An 18,453-nucleotide genomic window follows, 5' to 3' on the forward strand; every position below is an offset into this window, starting at 1 on the left:
CCTCCCGCCTACCGTCCTCCGGTGGCCCGTCCGGTGATCACGGCGTTGACGTCCGAGGCCCGCAGCACTCCCAGGATCGCGCCGTCGGCCTCCACGACCAGGTACTCGGGTAGCGGGTACCGGGTGAGCTCCGTCAACAGCTCCTCGCCCTCCAGGTCGGCGGAGACGGTCGAGTGCTCCGTCAGCGCCCGCGCCACGTCCGACACCGGAACCCAGGCCCGGCGCGCGTCGGTGATCGCCTCGGCCGCCGCCGGGTGCACCACGGACAACGGTGTTCCGACCCCGTCGGTGACCACGACGGACTCCGCTCCGCCCTCCCGGGCGCGGAGGTCGGCCTGGGCCAGCGGGAGGTCGGCCGGGACGGCCACGGCGCGACGGGTGAGCGAGCGCGCCCTCAACCCGGGCACCCGGGCCCGGACGCGCGCGTTGTCGAGCGCCTCCGAGGCGCCCATCCACATGAACCCGGCCAGGACCAGGCCCCACACGATCGCCCACGGCCCGGGGGCGCTCCCCGCGCTCCAGGCGAACAGGAACGGCAGCGCCGCGACGACGAGGGCGAGGACCAGTCCGCCCCAGGCGGCGACCACGCTGCCCGTGTGCGGACGGCCGGTCATCTTCCACACCCCTGCGCGCAGGAGGCGGCCACCGTCCAGTGGAAGCCCCGGCAACAGGTTGAACACGCCCACGAGGAGGTTGGCGATCCACAGCTGGAAGAGCAGTTCGCCGGGCACGCTGAAGGGGTCCGCGAAGTGCGCGAGCACGAACGCGACCGCCGCCAGGACCAGCGACAGCAACGGCCCGGAGAAGGCGATCCAGAACTCCCGGCCCGGGGTGGGCGCCTCCCGGTCGATCTCCGAGACCCCGCCCAGCACGTACAGGACGATGCGGCGCACCGGCAGTCCGTACCAGCGGGCCACCAGCGAGTGGGCCAGTTCGTGCACGAGCACGGAGGCGTAGAGCAGGACCGCGAAGACGAACGCCAGCAGGTAGGCCGAGGGACCCAGTGCCAGACGCGACTGGACGATCCCGCCGTAGACGAGGGTGATCAGGACGGCGACGATCCACCACGACGTGGTGACGTAGACCGGAACCCCGAAGGGGCGGCCCAGCAGTAACCCTGGCTTCTTCCGTTCACTGTCGTCGGGACGGGGTCGGGACTGGTCACTGCCTCTGCTCACGGCTCCACACTAGGCCCTGTCCCGCCGGGGTCCCCGGCAGGTCGGGGCTGAGCCGCCCCGGTCCGTTCGTGGTGCCTCCGTCCACGGTGTCCCGTCCGCTCCGGGCGGGTGCGCTCCTCTCATAGGCTCGGTGTATGACCATCGCGCCGCTTCCGACCGCCCTCTCCCCCTCCCGGGCCTCGGACTTCCTCCAGTGCCCGCTGCTGTTCCGGTTCCGCACCATCGACCGCCTCCCGGAGGCGCCCAGCGCCGCCGCGCTGCGGGGCACCCTGGTGCACGCCTGCCTGGAGCGCCTGTACGAACTGCCCGCGGACGCCCGCACACCGCGCACGGCGGAGGGCCTGGTCGAGCCGCAGTGGGCCCGGATCCGGGACGACAAGCCCGAGGTCGCCGAACACCTCTTCCCCGGTGAGGAGGGGCTCGCCGCCTGGCTGGACTCGGCCCGCGCCCTGGTCCGCCGCTACTTCGATCTGGAGGACCCGGAGCGCCTGGAGCCGCGCGAGCGCGAGATGCGCCTGGAGGTCGCGCTCCCCACCGGCCTGCGGTTGCGCGGCTACGTGGACCGCCTGGACGTGGCCCCCGACGGGCAGATGCGGGTGGTCGACTACAAGACCGGCAAGTCGCCGCATCCCCGGTTCGAGGACAAGGCCAAGTTCCAGATCTTCTTCTACGCGGTGATGATCTGGCGCGACCTGGGCGTGGTTCCCGCCCGTCTCCAGCTCGTCTACCTGGGTGACGGCTCGGTGCGCTGGTACGACCCCACGGAGGAGGAGCTCCTGGCGGCGGAGGCGGAGATCGGCGACATCTGGGCGCGGATCGAGGCGGCCGGGCGCGCGGGAACCTGGGAGCCCAGGCGGAGCAAGCTGTGCGGCTGGTGCGAGCACCAGACCCTGTGCCCGGAGTTCGGGGGCACCCCCCCGCCGCTGCCGACCGCCTGAGGTCCGGCGCCGACGACCCCGAACACGGGTAGATCGGTGGTGTGGGTCTCCCCGACGCGGGTAGTGTGACGCGACTCCGACCCAGATCACGGGTGGGTCACGGCGTTTACGGCCCCGGCGACCGTCGACTTGGGGGAGAATCGGGCCGTGTCCGACTCCGTATCCGTCTCCGTCCTGCTCGCCGACGACCAACCCCTCGTCCGCGCCGGCTTCCGCATGATCCTGGAGTCGTCCCCCCACCTGTCCGTCGTCGGTGAGGCCTCGGACGGCCGCGAGGCCGTGCGCTCGGCCCGGAGCCTGCTCCCCGACGTCGTCCTCATGGACGTCCGCATGCCCGGCGTGGACGGTATCGAGGCCACCCGACGGATCGTCGAGTGGGCCCGCCCGCTCGGCCACCGGGTGCACGTCCTCGCCCTGACCACGTTCGACCTCGACGAGTACGTCGTCGGGGTGCTGCGCGCGGGCGCCTCGGGGTTCCTCCTCAAGGACGCCCCGCCCGCGGAACTCGTCTCGGCGGTCGAAGTGGTCGCCCGGGGCGGTTCCGTGGTCTCCCCCACCGTCCTGCACCGCCTCCTCGACCGCTTCGCCCCCCTCCTTCCGACCCCCGAGCCCGAACCCGAACCCGAGCGGGACACCCTCACCGCCCGCGAACGCGAGGTGTTCCAGCTCATCGCGCGGGGCTGGTCCAACGGGGAGATCGCCGCGCACCTGGTCGTCGGCGAGACCACCGTCAAGTCCCACGTGGGAAGCATCCTCACCAAGCTCGGCCTGCGCGACCGCGTGCAGGCCGTCGTGCACGCGTACGAGAGCGGCCTGGTCCGCCCCGGACAGCAACCGGAACAGGACGGGGCACGTGACTCGCGTGCCCCGGGTCCCCCGTCCTGAACACCGTCACCGAGCCCCGCGAGCGCCCGAGACCCGGCGCGTCGCCCACCATGACGAAGCACGCCCCTTGACAGGATGATCCGGTGACCGAACTCACCGCCGCCGCCGCGGCCGGAGGGCGAACCGCGCACACGGGCGCGGCGTCCCCCTTGGGGTTGCCGAGGCAGTACGCCGATCATCTGGGGTGCGGGCGACGGGGAGGAAACGGAGTACAGCCATGCCAAGCAAGCGGGATCGCTCGGGGCCGCCGAGCGAGGAGTTCATGCTCAGCCGGATGCGCGACTGGCGCGCCGAGCACGAACGCGAGCTGACCCCGGACAGCCTGGAGGACGGCGAGGACGTCAGCCTGCCCGACGCCCGGGTGATCAACCTGGTGCTGCGGGTGGGCGAACTGATGCTGGCCAGCGGGGAGGGCACCGAGGCGGTCAGTGAGGCGATGCTGAGCCTGTCGGTCGCCTTCGACCTGCCCCGCTCCGAGGTGTCGGTCACCTTCACCACGATCTCCCTGTCCACCCACCCCGGCGGCGACAGCCACCCGGTCACCGGGGAACGAGTGGTGCGTCGCCGTACCCTCGACTACTTCCGCGTCAACGAGCTGCACACACTGGTCCAGCAGGCGGCGCTGGGGCTGCTGGAGCTGGAGGACGCGAGCGCCCGCCTGGAGCAGATCCGCCGGGCCCGGATGCCCTACCCCAACTGGCTGATCGCGGTCGGTTTCGGACTGATCGCCTCCAGCGCCAGTCTCATGGTGGGCGGTGGCCTGATCGTGGCCGCCGTCGCCTTCCTCGCGACGGTGCTGGGCGACCGCACGTCGGTGTTCCTGGCCAACCGGGGGGTCGCGGAGTTCTACCAGATGTCGGCGGCGGCCGTGGTGGCCTCCTCCATCGGCGTGGGTCTGCTGTGGGTGAGCACCGAACTGGACCTGGGTCTCCAGGCGGGCGCGATCATCACCGGTAACATCATGGCCCTGCTGCCGGGCCGTCCCCTGGTCTCCAGCCTCCAGGACGGGATCAGCGGCAGTTACGTGTCGGCGGCCGCGCGACTGCTGGAGACCTTCTTCATCCTGGGCGCGATCGTGGCGGGCGTGGTCTCGGTGGCCTACACCGCCACCCGTCTGGGTATCGACCTGGACCTGGAGAACCTGCCCTCGGCGGGGACCGCCATGGACGTCCCGGTCCTGATCGGCGCGGCGGGGATCGCCATGGCCTTCGCGATCTCCCTGGCCGTGCCCCCGCGCATGCTGCCCACGATCGGCGCCCTGGGCGTGATGATCTGGCTGATCTACGCGGGTCTGCGCCTGCTCCTGGAGGTGCCGCCGGTGGTCGGGACGATCGTGGGCGCGATGGCGGTGGGCGTGGTCGGCCACTGGCTGGCCCGGCGCACACAGCGGCCCGTGCTGCCCTACCTGATCCCCTCCATCGCGCCGCTGCTGCCCGGAAGCATCCTGTACCGGGGTCTGATCGAGATCACGCAGGGAACGGCCGTCTCGGGACTGCTGAGCATCGCCGAGGCGGTCATGGTGGCGCTGGCGCTGGGCGCCGGGGTCAACCTCGGCGGTGAGCTGGTGCGTGCCTTCCAGCGCGGTGGCCTGGCGGGGGCGGGGATGCGCAGCCGACCGGCGGCACGCCGCACAAGAGGTGGCTACTGAATGGTGGCGACACCGGCTCCCGGCCGCTGGTGCGGGGCCGGTACCGACGATCCGGACGGGAAAAGGTGACCCGGGGCAGAACCGGTCGAGCGTGTGGCGTGTCTCACTTGGCGAGGCCCAACAAGACACGCCGATGAACGTTGTCGACCTAAACCGACAACATCATGTGATGTCAGCCACTAATGTTGGCCTCAGCTCAACGAGGAGCACCCGACGAAAGGCTCTGACATGTGCAGCCATTCACCCGCCTGCCCTTCCTTCGAGGACACTGACCGCGAGGCCGCCCGCGTCGTCTCCAGCCACCCGGAACAGGGCTGGAGCCTGCTCTGCAACGGCGTCGTCCTCTTCGACGACACCGGCGAACTCCTCCCCGACGGCGCGGTCGTGGCCCCGCACCGCCCCCGGGCCGCCGCCTGACCCCGAGCACCCCCGAGCACGCCGTCCCCGGGCCCGTTCCGGACCCACGGCTCAGCCGCCGTCCGGCCAGTGCTCCGGCAGGACGTCCTCACCCATCGCCGCGCTGAGCCGACGTCTGAAGTCGGCGTGCACGGAGGTCCCCCACACCAGTTCGCTCGGTGTGCGCAGGGCCGTCTCCATCGCCGCGCGCAGGGCGGCCGGGCGGGATTCGCCCTCGACGACCGGGACGGCCAGCAGTGCGTGCATCTGGGTGACGACCGCGAACAGCTCGCCCGCCAGCGCGGGAGCGCTGGAGGTGGCCACGGCCTCCTCCAGGTAGTCCTCCCACCACGGCGCCGCGTGTTCGCCACCGTCCTGCGCCGGGTACGCGAAGGGGCGCCGCAGGCGTCCCCGTACGGCGTCCGCCGTGTTCCGGTCACGGCTGTCCAGGCCCGCCCGCCAGACCCGTTCGGCGGCGTCGGGCTCCCCCTTCAGGGACAGCAGGCCGGCGAGCAGTTCCACCGCCGCGCCGGAGGTGCGCGGTTCCGGGCGCGGGCCCGACTCCCCGTCGGACCGTCCGGCGTCCACCACGGAGCCCACGTCCGCGATCGCCCTCTCCAGGTGGGTGGCGGCGCGCAGCATACGCAGCCCCGGGTCGTCGCCCACGCTGAGACCGCGTTCGACCGCGACGGCGGCGGCGTCCGGCCGTCCCCGTTCCAGGAGCCGACCGGCCAGGTCACGCGCGGCCTCCACCACGGTGGCGGCGTGCAGGCGACTGATCGCCGCGTCGCCGGGCGGCAGCTCCAGGGCCGCCTCCCAGTGCTCCTCGGCCTCGTCCTCCTCGCCGCGCGCCTCGGCCTCGCGCGCCAGTCCGTAACGGGCCACCGCGGCGTGGGCGGGGCCGCCGAGATCGAGCAGGCGCCGCCAGACCCGGACCGCCTCGCCGTGCGCGCCCTCCTGTTCCAGGGAGAGCGCCAGGTGGTGGGCGGCGCGCGGCGCGTACCGGGTGTCACCGGTGGAGAGCGCGCGGCGCGCGGCCTCCCGGGAGGCGGCCAGGTCGCCTCGCTGGTCCTGCACCACGGCCAGGCCGAGCAGCGCCCTCGCCTGGACCCGGGGCGGCGGGTTGGCCGCGACGGCACGCTGGTACAGCTTGGCGGCCCGCTTGAGGTGCCCGTTCTCAGCGAGGTCCTGGGCCTGGTCGCACAGGTCCGGGGCACCCTCCGGCGTCGGCCCGGAGGTGTCCTCGACGTCGTCGGGGTCCGTGGCCCGGGGCTCTGGTTCGGCGGGGTCGGCGGGGCCAGAGCGTGCGGGAGGTCCGGACGTCGTGGTCATTCGTTCCGCTTTCCATGGGGGTCTCGGGCCCGCGCGACGGGGAGCGCGTGCCGCAGGCGTGGCCGCGACCGCTGGGCGGTTCCACGGCTGTGCAAACTCTAACGCGCCGCCCCCGGACGTCACGGGCGCCCGGTTCGGGTGTCGGCGCGGTGCGCGGCCCGTCGGTTCTCCCCGCACCCCTCGGGGGACGCGGAAGGGGCGCCCCCGCGCGGGTGGGCGCCCCTCACACGTTCACGGAACCCCTGTGGCCCGTGCTCGCCTTCCTACAGCTCGAAGGCCTCCGGCGGCGGGCAGGAGCAGACCAGGTTGCGGTCACCGTAGGCCTGGTCGATCCGGCCGACCGGCGGCCAGTACTTGTCCTGGCGCAGCGAGGGCAGCGGGTAGGCGGCCTCCGCGCGGGTGTAGCCGCGGTTCCACTCGTCGGCGGTGACCGCCTCGGCGGTGTGCGGGGCGCCGCGCAGCGGGTTGTCCTCGGCGTCCCACTCCCCCGAGGCCACGCGGTCGATCTCGCCCCGGATGGAGATCATCGCCTGGATGAAGCGCTCCAGCTCGGCGAGGTTCTCGCTCTCGGTGGGCTCGACCATGAGCGTGCCGTTCACCGGGAAGGACATGGTCGGCGCGTGGAAGCCGTAGTCCATCAGGCGCTTGGCGACGTCCTCGTTGCTGATACCGCTGGCCTTCTGGAGCGGGCGGATGTCGATGATGCACTCGTGCGCGACCAGACCGTTGGCGCCGGTGTAGAGCACCGGGTAGTACGGCTCCAGGCGCTTGGCCACGTAGTTGGCGGAGAGCACGGCGGTCTCGGTGGCGGAGCGCAGGCCGTCGCCGCCCATCATCCGCACGTAGGCCCAGGAGATGGGCAGGATGCCCGCCGAGCCGAACGGCGCGCCCGAGACCGGTCCGACGCCGGTGTGCGGGCCCGCCTCGGGCTGGCCCGGGTGGTTGGGCAGGAAGCCCGCCAGGTGCGAGCGGACCGCGACCGGGCCCACGCCCGGACCGCCTCCGCCGTGCGGGATGCAGAAGGTCTTGTGCAGGTTCAGGTGGCTGACGTCCGCGCCGAACTCGCCCGGCTTGGCCCAGCCGACCAGGGCGTTCAGGTTGGCGCCGTCCACGTAGACCTGGCCGCCCGCCTCGTGGACCAGGCGGCAGACCTCGGTGATGGTGTCCTCGTACACGCCGGCGGTGGAGGGGTAGGTGACCATGATGGCCGCCAGTTCCGCACCGTGCTTGGCGATCTTGGCGCGCAGGTCGTCGAGGTCGACGTTGCCGTCGTCGGCGCAGGCCACCACGGCCACCCGCATGCCCGCCATGACCGCGCTGGCGGCGTTGGTGCCGTGCGCGGAGCTGGGGATGAGGCAGACGTCGCGGTGGTCGTCGCCGCGCGAGCGGTGGTAGCCCCTGATGGCCAACAGACCGGCGAGCTCACCCTGGGAGCCGGCGTTGGGCTGGAGGGAGACGGCGTCGTAGCCGGTGACCTCGGCCAGCCACCCCTCCAGGTCGCGGATGAGCGACACGCTCCCGGCCGCCTGGTCGAGCGGGGCGAACGGGTGCAGCCCCGCGAACTCCGGCCAGGTGATGGACTCCATCTCGGCGGTCGCGTTGAGCTTCATGGTGCACGAGCCCAGCGGGATCATCGTGCGGTCCAGCGCGAGGTCGCGGTCGGACAGGCGGCGCATGTAGCGCAGCAGGGAGGTCTCGCTGCGGTGGGTGTTGAACACCTGGTGGGTGAGGTAGTCGACGCCGCGCGCGAGGTCGGCGGGGAGGCGGTCGGCGTCTCCGTCCACGGACACCGGGCCGCGCTCGGCACCCCGGTCGGCCTCCCCGAAGGCGGCGAGCACCTTCTCCAGGTCGTCCACGGTGGTGGTCTCGTCCACGCTGAGGCCGACCGTTCCCTGGTCGACGCCCAGCAGGTTGATTCCGGCCTCCAGGGCGCGCTCGACCACGCGGTCGGCGCTGGGCACGCGCACGCGCAGGGTGTCGAAGTAGGTCCCGTGGAGCACCTCGAAACCGCGCTGGGCGAGTGTGTCGGCCAGGGCCGCCGTGCGGGTGTGGACCTGGCGGGCGATCGCACGCAGTCCGTCGGGGCCGTGGTAGACGGCGTACATCCCGGCCATGATGGCCAGGAGCACCTGGGCGGTGCAGATGTTGCTGGTGGCCTTCTCGCGGCGGATGTGCTGCTCGCGGGTCTGGAGGGCCAGACGGTAGGCGGGCTTGCCCGCGTCGTCCACGGAGACGCCCACCAGGCGACCGGGCAGCTGACGGCGGAGCTTCTCCCCCACCGACATGTAACCGGCGTGCGGGCCGCCGAAGCCGAGCGGGACGCCGAAGCGCTGGGTGGAGCCCACCGCGATGTCCGCCCCCAGGTCGCCGGGGCTGCGCAGCAGGGTCAGCGCGAGGATGTCGGCGGCGACCACGGCCAGGGCGCCGCGCTCGTGCGCCTCCGCGATGACGGCGCTGGGGTCGCGCACCACACCGCTGGAGGCCGGGTACTGGACCAGGACGCCGTAGACGTCTCCCTCCGGCAGGCCCTGGGTGAGGTCCGCGACGACGACCTCGATGCCCAGGGGTTCGGCGCGGGTGCGCAGCACCTGGAGGGTCTGCGGGAAGACGTCGGAGTCGACCACGAAGACGTCGCCCTTGACCTTGCTGACGCGGCGGGCCAGGGTCATGGCCTCGGCGGCGGCGGTGGACTCGTCCAGCAGGGAGGCACCGGTGATGGGCAGACCGGTGAGGTCGGAGACCATGGTCTGGAAGTTGATGAGGGCTTCGAGCCGGCCCTGGGAGATCTCGGGCTGGTAGGGCGTGTAGGCCGTGTACCAGGCCGGGTTCTCCATGATGTTGCGCAGGATGACCGGGGGCGTGAGCGTGCCGTAGTAGCCGCGGCCGATCATCGGGGTGGTGGGCCTGTTGCGCGAGGCAAGGTCGCGTAGTTCCGCCAGCGCCTCGGCCTCACCGATCGCCGCGGGCAGGTCGAGCGTCGCGCTCTGGCCGGGGGCGCTGAGGATGGACGCGGGCACGGCCGCGTTCATGAGATCGGCGGTGGAGCCGTAGCCGACCGTCTTGAGCATCTCGGCGGTCTCGGCGGGGGCGGGTCCGATGTGGCGGTCCGCGAACACCCGGGCGGGGGCGCCCGGGGTGGGGACGTTCGACGGGTCAGGCACGGAGACCTCCTGGTGACAGGGCCGATCGGGTCGGCGGTGTTCCTCACGGTCTCCCCCTCTGTCACCGGGCACGACCGCGCCCAGGCTTCAGAGCGGCCTACTCCGCGCGGTCCATGGTGCCTGAGAGGTTACTGGGGAGTATTGCCCCGTCGGCGCCTCGTTGCCGAGGTCTCTCCCGCGCGGTATCAGCGGCCTGCTGACGCTCTGTATGTGTGTACAAGCAGGGAGAATGTCGGTTTTCATCCCCGTTGTGACTACGACCGTACTCGATCCGGCCCCGTGACACCGAGTCAGGGCGCACCTTCACCGTGGTCGACGCGCCCGCGCCGGTACCGCGTTCACCCGGTGCGCCGCTCCCGGCGCCGCATGGCCAGCTCGTCCACGACCTGGGGTGCCGCCGCGGGCAGATCCGCTCTCTCCTCGGCCGGGACCACGCCGAGCGCCTCCTCCAGTTCACGGGAGACGTTGGCCAACGCCAGACCGAACATGCCCTGGCCCCGCTGCATGAGGTCGACCACCTCGTCGGGCGAGGTGCACTCGTACACGCTGACGCCGTCGCTCATGAGGGTGATGCGGGACAGGTCGGTGGCGGGGCGGCCGCGCAGGTGGTCGACGGCCGTGCGGATCTGTTGGAGCGATATCCCGGTGTCCAGGAGACGCTTGGCCACCTTCAGCATCAGGATGTCGGGGAGGCTGTACAGCGGAGCGTTGTGGGCACCCGTGCGCACGCTCGGCTCCACCAGGCCGGTCCTGGCCCAGTAGTCCAGCTGTCGATAGGTGATCCCGGCGGCCGTACACGCCGCTGGACCCCGATACCCGACGTCCGTAGGCAGCGCCATCACGTCCTCTTCGCACAGTAGGCCCTGCTGCCCCGCTAGCCGCAGCGCGGACCGCCTGTCATGGTGATCCCGCTTGCCGCTCGCTACCGCCACGCCGACCTCCGGCTTCTCGTCCCACGGCGGCATCGACAGGGGAGTCCACTCAGGGAACGGGCGCGCCGTGGGTTTCACAGCACTGACGGTAGGACGACCGCAGGGCAGCGTCAACGAAGGCGCGCGGCGCGTCGCCAAGTGCGCACACCAAGGAAGTCGCGGTCCCGGCCCCCGCCGGGCCGAAACCCACTGGGCGGTTGTCGACTGCGCCCTCCACGACCATTCCGTTCACCCAATCTATCACCGGTGCGACCCATGAACCCGCAGGTCAAGGCCGCGAATAGACGAATCGGGGCCCGCGGAGGGCGAGCCCCGACCGTCTCAGGTACCTCGTTGGCCGAAATCCTCGGGCGAGATGTTGTCCAGAAACTCCCGAAACGCCTCGACCTGGTCCTCCTGCTCGTCCGGGATCGGCATCCCGGCCTCCTCGATCACGTCCTCGTGGGCGTAGATCGGGGTGCCGGTCCGTAAGGCCAGGGCGATGGAGTCCGAGGGGCGCGCGCTAACCTCCACACCGTTGCTGAAGACCAGCTCGGCGTAGAAGATGCCGTCACTCAGCCCGGTGATGTTGACCGTCTCCAGCCCCGTGTCCAACGCGTCCAGGACGTCACGGAACAGGTCGTGGGTGAGCGGGCGCGCGGGCGAGACTCCCTGTTGGGCGAGCGCGATCGCGGAGGCCTCCACCCCACCGATCCAGATCGGCAGGTAGCGGTCCCCCTCGGATTCCTTGAGCAGGACAATCGGTTGGTTCGAGGGCATCTCAACCCGGACGCCGACGACCTCCATGTGTTTCACAGCGGCTCCGTCCCACGAGTCGTCATGCCGGATGGGCGCTCGTCCCTGCTCCCCCGTCGGATCAGGACCCGAGGGCGAAATCGGCACCCTTCGTTACAAAGCTCTCCGGAGGCGGGGGGCCGCAAACCTCCTCGGCGCACCCGCCCCCGTCGACCGTGGTCAGCGCGCCGTCATCGGCGCGGCTTGGTCAGCAGGACCATCCGGAACTTGCCGATCTGGATCTCGTCCCCACCGCCCAGCTCGGCCTCGTCCACCGGTTCGCGGTTGACGTAGGTTCCGTTGAGGCTGCCGACGTCACGGACCCCGAAGCCGTTGCCGCGGCGGAAGAACTCCACGTGGCGTCGGGACACGGTGACGTCGTCGAGGAAGATGTCGCTGTTGGGGTGTCGGCCGGCGGTGGTGACGTCGCTGTCCAACAGGAAGCGACTCCCGGCGTTGGGGCCCCGCCGGACCACCAGCAAGGCGGTCCCGGGTGGAAGCGCGTCGGTGCTGGCGGGATCGTCGCCGCCGAGTTCATCGCCCTGTTCCTCCTCCTCCAGCGCCTGTATACCGGAGATGGAGATGGTCGACGTGACATCCCCAGCGGAGTCACCGCCGGCGTTGGGCCGTGGGCTCTGCTGTTCGGCCCTACGGACCGGTGTTCCACAGTGGGAGCAGAAACGGGCATCATCCGCAACGGCGTGACCGCACTGCGTGCAGTAAACGCTCGACATAGGTCGGCTCGGCCTCCTACCGCACGGGGCGGTGCTTGATTCGGCTGATCGGTGGCGCGTTCCGGGCGCCAGGCGGGCAACGGGGCCCGCTCACCGTCCGGAACACGGTGAGTCGGTCCACTGTCCACGGTCGCGGCAGCGGTTCGCCTCACACGGTCGGTCGCTAGGTCTCATCCCCCAAGTAGGACTCCTTGTCACCCCCGTTGGATGTCCGCCGTTGCCGGGATTCCGTGGCGGGAGGTGACACGGTGCTTCAGGGAACACTCGACTTTAAACCATATCCCTGTCCAGACAGGGTTTCGCTCCCCCTCGGCCCGCCGCGAACACCCGTCGGGGCGCCCGCGTGGCGGGGTCCGCTCGCGTCGGTGCCCGGGGCACCGCCACGACCGGAGACAGGCCTCATGGGGAGACCCACACCTGTTCTGGAGCAGATGCCCGGCCCGGGCGTTTGGTTCTCCGTCACGCGGGGTGGATTTTCGTGAACTTCCGGCCCCTGCCTCGACCTGCGCCTTCGTCCACTTTATCCCCCGCTCCGCCCCGGGGTGGGAACACCCCGGGGCGCGACCCGGACACGGAACGTGGGCACGGGCGTCACCCTCCGCCCGTGCCCGCGCGCCAGAGGGCGCGGAGCCAGGCCGCTAGCTCTCGGCCCGTTCCACCACGGCGGCCCACTCGTCGAGCAGACTCTGCACCGTGTCCGAATCAGGACCTTCAGCCCAAAGATGGGTCACGGCCTCCGCCGTGTCCGGCAGGACCAGTGCCCAACTGCCGTCGGGCTCGATCACCCGGACACCGTCCGTGGTGTCCAGTTCGCGGTCTCCGGCGGCCTCCACGACCGCGCGCATCACGCTCCCCTTGACCGCCCACGGGGTGGGCACCGAACGGCGCAGGAGGTGCGCCTGAGGGATCGCACGGTCGATCTGGCCGAGCGAGCGCCGGGTCCGCGCCACCAACCCGAGCAGCCGCACGAACGCGGCGATCGCGTCACTGGTCGGACTGAACTCGGGGACCACGAAGCCGCCCCGGCCGTCAGCGGCGAGCACGATCTCCGCGCCCTCCGAGCGCACCGCCTTGGTCAGCTCGTCCGTGGCGGTGGCCGTCCACAGCACCTCGGCACCGTGCGAACGGGCCACCTTCTCCGCCACGCGGGTCGTGGTGACCGGCAGCGCCACCCGGCCTCCGCCGCGTTCGGCGGCGACCAGGTCCAGGACCACCAGCAGTGCGCGGTCGCCGTCCACCAGCTCGCCGTTCTCGTCCACGATGGAGAGCCGCTCGGCCACCGGATCGAAGCGCACGCCGAAGTCGGCGCCGGAGTTGGCGACCAGTTCGCCCAGCCGCTCCAGGTCCCGCATCTTCTTCGCGACGGTGTCGGTGGGCGAGGCCTCGTCCAGCCGGTTGTTCACCGTGAGCACGTCCACGCCGATCCGGCCCAGCAGCGAGGGCAGGATCAGCGAACCCGTGCCGCCGGCGCAGTCGACCACGACCTTGAGCTCGGCCTCGGCCACACCGGACGTGTCCACGGACCGCAGCAGCTCATGGGAGTAGTTCTCCACGTTGCGCGACGGGAAGGACAGCTCACCGATCTCCCCGGGGAAGGCGCGCCGGTACTCGGCTCGGGAGAAGACCCGGTCGAGCTTGCGCTGGGCTCCCGGTGAGAGGTCGGCGCCCTGTCCGTCCAGGAAGATGATGTCCACGGACTCGGGGTCGCCGGGGCTGGTGCGCACGGTGATGCCGCCGCTGACACCGCTCTGCGAGGTGTGGAAGCGCGCCACCGGCAGCGGGACCACCTCCAGGTCCCGCACCTCGATGGCGGCGGCCGTGAGCGCGCTGATGATCGCGCGCTTGAGCGTGCGCGCCGCCCGAGAGACGTCACGGGACGTCGTGACGATCGCGCCCTTCTTGAGCGTGGTCGCGTAGGCGTTGGCCAGCCGCACCGCGAGCTCCGGGGTGATCTCGACGTTGATCAGCCCGGACACGCCCCGGGGACCGAACAGCGAACGCTGCCCGCGCGACTCCCAGATGACGTTGGTGCTGACCACCGCACCGGCCTCGATGGTCTTGAACGGGTACACCTTGACGTCGTTGCTCACGTACGCCTCGGACTCGATGACGCAGTCCTCGCCGACGATCGCCCCCTCCTCGATCCGGGCGGCCGCCATCACGTCGGTGTTCTTGCCGATCACCGTGCCGCGCAGGTTGGCGCCCCGGCCGATGAACACGTTGTCGTGCAGCACCGTGCGGTGGCAGAAGGCCTCGGCCCGGACCACCGTGTTGCTGCCGACCACCGTGTACTCCCGCAGCTCCGCCCCGGCCTCGACCTTGGCGTAGTCACCGACGTAGAGCGGGCCCTTGAGCACCGCGCTGGTGTCCACCTCGGCGCCCTCGCCGACCCACACCCCCGGCGAGACCTCGAAGCCGTCGATCTCGACGTCGACCTTGCCCGAGAGCACGTCCGCCTGGGCGCTGAGATAGCTCTCGTGGGTGCCCACGTCCTCCCAGTAGCCGTCGGCGACGTACCCGTACAGGGGCGCGCCCTCCTCCAGCAGTTCGGGGAAGACGTCGCCGGACCAGTCGACCACCTCGCCCGCGGCGACGCGGTCGAGCACCTCCGGTTCCATGATGTAGATGCCGGTGTTGACGGTGTCGGAGAAGACCTGGCCCCAGGTGGGTTTCTCCAGGAAGCGCTGGATGCGGCCCTGGTCGTCCACGATGATGATGCCGAACTCCAGCGGGTTGGGCACCCGCTTCAGGGCGATGGTGACCTTGGCTCCGCGCTCCTTGTGGAACCGGACCATGTCGGTCAGGTCGATGTCGGTGAGCGCGTCACCGGAGATGACGATGAACGGTTCGCCGCGCAGGTGCTCCTCGGCGTTCTTGACGCTCCCGGCGGTGCCGAGCGGAACCTCCTCCGCGACGTAGTGGAGCTTCATGCCGAGCTCCTCGCCGTCCCCGAAGTAGTTGCGGATGAGCGTGGCCAGGAACTGGACGGTGACCACGGTCTCGGTGAACCCGTGTTTGCGCAGCAGGCGCAGCACGTGCTCCATGATGGGGCGGTTGACCACCGGGAGGAGCGGTTTGGGCTGGTTGGCCGTCATCGGGCGCAGGCGCGTGCCCTCGCCGCCCGCCATCACGACGGCCTTCATGGGGGGTGCGGTGGCCTCACCCGGGGGGACGGGTGCGGAGTCGGGTGCGGTCATCGCGCGCACCCCCGAACGGCGGTGCCGTCAGGAGACGCGGCGAAGGACGGTTTCTCGGAACGCGCACGGTCGCGCGCGGTGGGACATGTTCTCATTGCGGAGACGACACTCCCTTTCGATCCGACAGGACTCTGGTGAGCCGGTCCGCCGGTTCGCTCGGTGGATCAGGGCGCGGTCCGGCCCTGGTCCGGCAGGCCCGGTCCGTCCGAGCCCTCGGGTTCCGCGCCGGGTTCGCCGTCAGCGGTCGCCGGAGCGGACGGATCGGGTCGGTCCACACCGTCGCCGCGTGCGGCGTCGCTGTCCCGGGAACCCCTGGGGGAACCCGTGTGATCATCGCGTTCGTCGCGGCGGGACTGGCCGATCAGACCCAGTCCCTGGACGGCGTAGAGCAGTCCGGCCCACCAGTAGAGAGCCGTTCCCCACAGCGCGAAGGCCCAACCTATAATCCGTGCCACATCTCCGACGATGGACGCGTACCCGGCGAGGAACAGCAGGGGGAACGAGTACAGCAGGCAGAGGGTGGCGGCCTTGCCCGCGAAGTTGACGGGCAGCGGCCCGTAGCCGAAGTGGCGCAGCAGCGGCAGCGCGCCGAGGATGAGGACGTCGCGCAGCACGAGGATGCCCATCAGCCACCACGGGATGATGCCGCGCAGGACCAGACCGAGCAGGGCCGCGAAGATGTACAGGCGGTCCGCGAGCGGGTCGAGGATCTGACCCAGTCTGGTGGCCTGGTTCCAGGCTCGGGCGATCTTGCCGTCCAGCCAGTCGCTGAGCCCGGCCAGGGCGAGCACGAGCAGCGCCCACCAGTCCGCCTGGGGTACCAGGACGAGCCAGAGGAACAACGGCACGCCCAACAACCGGAGCATGCTCAACAGGTTGGGAACCGTCCAGATGCGGTCACTGACCACCGGGCTGGCCACGCTGCCCCCCGCTTCGTGTCTGCCTTCTTGCGCGGATCGCCCCATACCGCCAACGATAACGGGCGGGACCGTCGTTCCCGCCACCCCGCACCCCGCCGGAACCCGGGGCCCGGAAGGACGTCCGCACGCTGATCGTACCGTGTACGGGCTTCACCCTGGACCGGGGCGCGACCTGCGGGGACACACACTCCGTCGGTGGTTCAGCCGAGGTCGAGGATGCGGTCGGCCTCCCGCCGTCCGGACAGCAGGGCGCCGTGCACCGTCGCGGAGTGCTCGATCTCGGTGGCCTCCCCGGCGAAGAAGAGGCGGTCCCCGACCGGGTCGCCCAGGGCCACGCGGTCCCCGTCTCCCGCACCGACGGCGGTGAACGAGAACCCGCCGCGCGCGAAGGGATCGTCCATCCAGTGCGTCACGTGGTGGTCCACCGGGTCCGGGGCCTTCCTGAACATGCCTCGCAGGGAGGCCATGGCGTGCTCGACCACGTCACCGTCCTCCATCCCGGCGAGGAACCTGGCCGCGTTGCCGCCGTTGCGGCTGACCAGGATGGGCTGGCCCAGGACGTTCTGTCCGGCGTACCAGTGGAACCAGGTGCCCTCCTCGGTGCCCAGGTGGACCAGGACCTCCGCGTCACCCCAGAAGACGTCGTCGAAGCGCAGGAACAGCTTCTCCAGTCGGCCGTTGCCCAGGCGCGCCAGTGCGTCCCGCTTGTCCTCGGGCAGTTCGGGGGAGAAGTCGACCTGCCCGGACTGGAGGACACCGAGGGGCAGGGAGACGAGGACCCGGTCGGCGGTCAGTGTCTCCTCACCGTCGGGTGTGTCCACCCGCACGCCGACCCCCTGGTCGTCGTGGGTGACCCCCAGGACCACGTGCTCCAGGCGGACGTCCAGCCCCCGCGCGAGATAGTCGGTGAGCTGGCTCATGCCGTCCGGGAAGACCACGTCGTCGCCGCTGAACTCGTGCCGCGAGGCGACCGCCGCGAAGGCGACCTCTTCGGCGTCGGCTCCGTGGTCGGCCTCCGCGAACCGGTGGACGATCTCGGCCGCGTCCCTGGCCCGGGAGCGCACGAGGTTGACGTCGTAGAGGGCGTGGTTGATGCCCTCCTCCATCGACTCCTCCGGGCTCGCGCCGACCGTCGCCCAGTACATGTGCTCGTGGAGGAGGTTGACGTCCTCCAGGTTGCGGCGGTGCCGGTCGAACAGGAGCCTGCGGCCCTTGGGGTCGTAGGCGGTCTCGGTGGAGCGGTTGAAGACGGCGGTGCGTGCGCCCGCCTCCTCCACCAGCCGGGACAGCGGGTTGTTCTCCTCGCCGCGCATCCAGGAGGCCCCCACGTCCAGGGTGGATCCCTCCCAGTCGCGCACCGAGTGGATACGGCCTCCGGTGCGGTCCCTGGCCTCGACCACGGTGACGCGTTCACCCTGCTCCGCAAGGCGGTCGGCGGCGGCCAGCCCGGCCATCCCGGCGCCCACGACGATGGTGTGGCCGCGCCCGGGCGCGGCCTCGCGTCCACGCGGCTCGGGCTCGGCACGGGGGGCCTCCCCCTGCTCGTGCTCCTCGCCGGAGACCTCCTCCTCGGTGATCTCCGCGCCCACGTCCTCGCTCATGGCGTCCCCCCTCCGTGTCGGCGGCCCGACATGAGTGACCCTAAGCGCCCGGTCTGTCCCGACCCGGGAGGGACACACCAGAGGACCCCGGCACGGAGCGGTCAGGGTTCGACGTGCGCGGCCAGGTGGGCCAGTGACGAGGCGAGGCCGACCGCGTGGTCCTCGGGTCGGATGCCCGGGGGCACGTCGGTCGCCTCGATCGTCACCGTGGTGCCCTCGGGGACCGGCTCCAGCCGCCAGGTCATGACCATGGCCCCCAGGAAGGCGGGGTCGTCCGACTTGAAGTCGATGACCTGCACGATCCGCTGATCGGGTACGAGTTCGTCGAAACGCACCTCGGTGACGTCGGTGGACTCCGAGGTCTTGCCGTGCCCGGAGTCGGCCTCGCGATAGGTGAGCTCCATCCGGTACCCGCCGCCGGGCCGGGGGTCGAAGTCCTCGATCCGCCCGGACATGCCCTCCGGGGGCAGCCAGGCCTGAAGGGCGGCGCCGTCGGTCAGCGCGCCGTAGACCTCGGACGGCGGCGCCGCGATGGTCCGCTCCGCCCGGTCGACCCGTCCGTTCCCTCGCACACTCATCCGGTCTCCTGCCTCCGCACCGCCCGGTCGGTCCGGGCGTGGGCCACGACTGTAACGCGAGGTGGGGACGGAGCGAGGGAGGTCGGAACGAGGGCGGGCGGGACGGCGGTCAGCGCTCTTCCGACTCACCGCCGTCCCCACGTGCGCGGGCCCGTCCCGTCCTGACCGGCCCGAACGAA

14 protein-coding genes and 1 riboswitch are annotated in these 18,453 nt (G+C 71.4%); of the genes, 4 read left to right on the forward strand and 10 right to left on the reverse strand.

Features of this window, described 5'->3' with window-relative positions:
• Positions 1 to 8: 8 nt before the first annotated feature.
• Positions 9 to 1,178, reverse strand: a complete 1,170-nt coding sequence (locus ACRWK8_RS06115) for a site-2 protease family protein (protein ID WP_431868841.1) — start codon at positions 1,176 to 1,178, stop codon at positions 9 to 11.
• 134 nt (positions 1,179 to 1,312) lie between these two features.
• Here ACRWK8_RS06115 and ACRWK8_RS06120 point away from each other — a divergent pair, with 134 nt between their 5' ends.
• From ACRWK8_RS06120 to ACRWK8_RS06135, 4 genes are all read left to right on the forward strand, one after another.
• On the forward strand, positions 1,313 to 2,116 hold the full coding sequence (locus ACRWK8_RS06120) for a RecB family exonuclease (protein ID WP_431868843.1): 804 nt from the start codon (positions 1,313 to 1,315) through the stop codon (positions 2,114 to 2,116).
• 147 nt (positions 2,117 to 2,263) lie between these two features.
• Positions 2,264 to 3,001, forward strand: coding sequence for a response regulator (locus tag ACRWK8_RS06125; RefSeq protein WP_378743674.1), 738 nt, complete (start codon positions 2,264 to 2,266; stop codon positions 2,999 to 3,001).
• A gap of 217 nt (positions 3,002 to 3,218) precedes the next feature.
• Positions 3,219 to 4,649 (forward strand): threonine/serine exporter family protein, encoded by a 1,431-nt coding sequence (locus tag ACRWK8_RS06130; RefSeq protein ID WP_378743661.1) that lies wholly within the window; start codon positions 3,219 to 3,221, stop codon positions 4,647 to 4,649.
• Between the two features lie 228 nt (positions 4,650 to 4,877).
• On the forward strand, positions 4,878 to 5,066 hold the full coding sequence (locus ACRWK8_RS06135; protein WP_378743644.1) for a DUF5999 family protein: 189 nt from the start codon (positions 4,878 to 4,880) through the stop codon (positions 5,064 to 5,066).
• Positions 5,067 to 5,117: 51 nt separating this feature from the next.
• Here ACRWK8_RS06135 and ACRWK8_RS06140 read toward each other — a convergent pair whose 3' ends face one another.
• The 9 genes from ACRWK8_RS06140 to ACRWK8_RS06180 form a co-directional block, all read right to left on the reverse strand.
• Positions 5,118 to 6,377, reverse strand: a complete 1,260-nt coding sequence (locus tag ACRWK8_RS06140; protein ID WP_378743631.1) for a tetratricopeptide repeat protein — start codon at positions 6,375 to 6,377, stop codon at positions 5,118 to 5,120.
• 263 nt (positions 6,378 to 6,640) lie between these two features.
• Complete coding sequence (gcvP, locus tag ACRWK8_RS06145; RefSeq protein WP_431868846.1) at positions 6,641 to 9,538, reverse strand: aminomethyl-transferring glycine dehydrogenase; 2,898 nt, start codon at positions 9,536 to 9,538, stop codon at positions 6,641 to 6,643.
• Positions 9,539 to 9,635: 97 nt separating this feature from the next.
• Positions 9,636 to 9,726, reverse strand: a riboswitch (glycine riboswitch).
• Between the two features lie 150 nt (positions 9,727 to 9,876).
• A complete protein-coding gene (locus tag ACRWK8_RS06150; protein WP_378743609.1) occupies positions 9,877 to 10,377 on the reverse strand; it encodes a MerR family transcriptional regulator in 501 nt (166 codons plus the stop codon).
• A gap of 414 nt (positions 10,378 to 10,791) precedes the next feature.
• A complete protein-coding gene (locus ACRWK8_RS06155) occupies positions 10,792 to 11,265 on the reverse strand; it encodes a bifunctional nuclease family protein (RefSeq protein WP_378743599.1) in 474 nt (157 codons plus the stop codon).
• 170 nt (positions 11,266 to 11,435) lie between these two features.
• Complete coding sequence (locus tag ACRWK8_RS06160) at positions 11,436 to 11,978, reverse strand: FHA domain-containing protein (protein ID WP_049566369.1); 543 nt, start codon at positions 11,976 to 11,978, stop codon at positions 11,436 to 11,438.
• Between the two features lie 638 nt (positions 11,979 to 12,616).
• Positions 12,617 to 15,121 (reverse strand): mannose-1-phosphate guanyltransferase, encoded by a 2,505-nt coding sequence (locus ACRWK8_RS06165; RefSeq protein ID WP_431868957.1) that lies wholly within the window; start codon positions 15,119 to 15,121, stop codon positions 12,617 to 12,619.
• A 218-nt stretch (positions 15,122 to 15,339) separates the two neighbouring features.
• Complete coding sequence (clsA, locus tag ACRWK8_RS06170; protein ID WP_378744359.1) at positions 15,340 to 16,095, reverse strand: cardiolipin synthase ClsA; 756 nt, start codon at positions 16,093 to 16,095, stop codon at positions 15,340 to 15,342.
• A 200-nt stretch (positions 16,096 to 16,295) separates the two neighbouring features.
• On the reverse strand, positions 16,296 to 17,696 hold the full coding sequence (locus ACRWK8_RS06175; protein WP_431868849.1) for a flavin monoamine oxidase family protein: 1,401 nt from the start codon (positions 17,694 to 17,696) through the stop codon (positions 16,296 to 16,298).
• Between the two features lie 101 nt (positions 17,697 to 17,797).
• Positions 17,798 to 18,274 carry an SRPBCC family protein gene (locus ACRWK8_RS06180; protein WP_378743536.1) on the reverse strand — a complete coding sequence of 159 codons (477 nt, stop codon included), beginning with the start codon at positions 18,272 to 18,274 and terminating at the stop codon, positions 17,798 to 17,800.
• Positions 18,275 to 18,453: the final 179 nt, after the last annotated feature.

The organism is Nocardiopsis eucommiae, assembly GCF_965344335.1.
GTDB lineage: Bacteria > Actinomycetota > Actinomycetes > Streptosporangiales > Streptosporangiaceae > Nocardiopsis > Nocardiopsis eucommiae.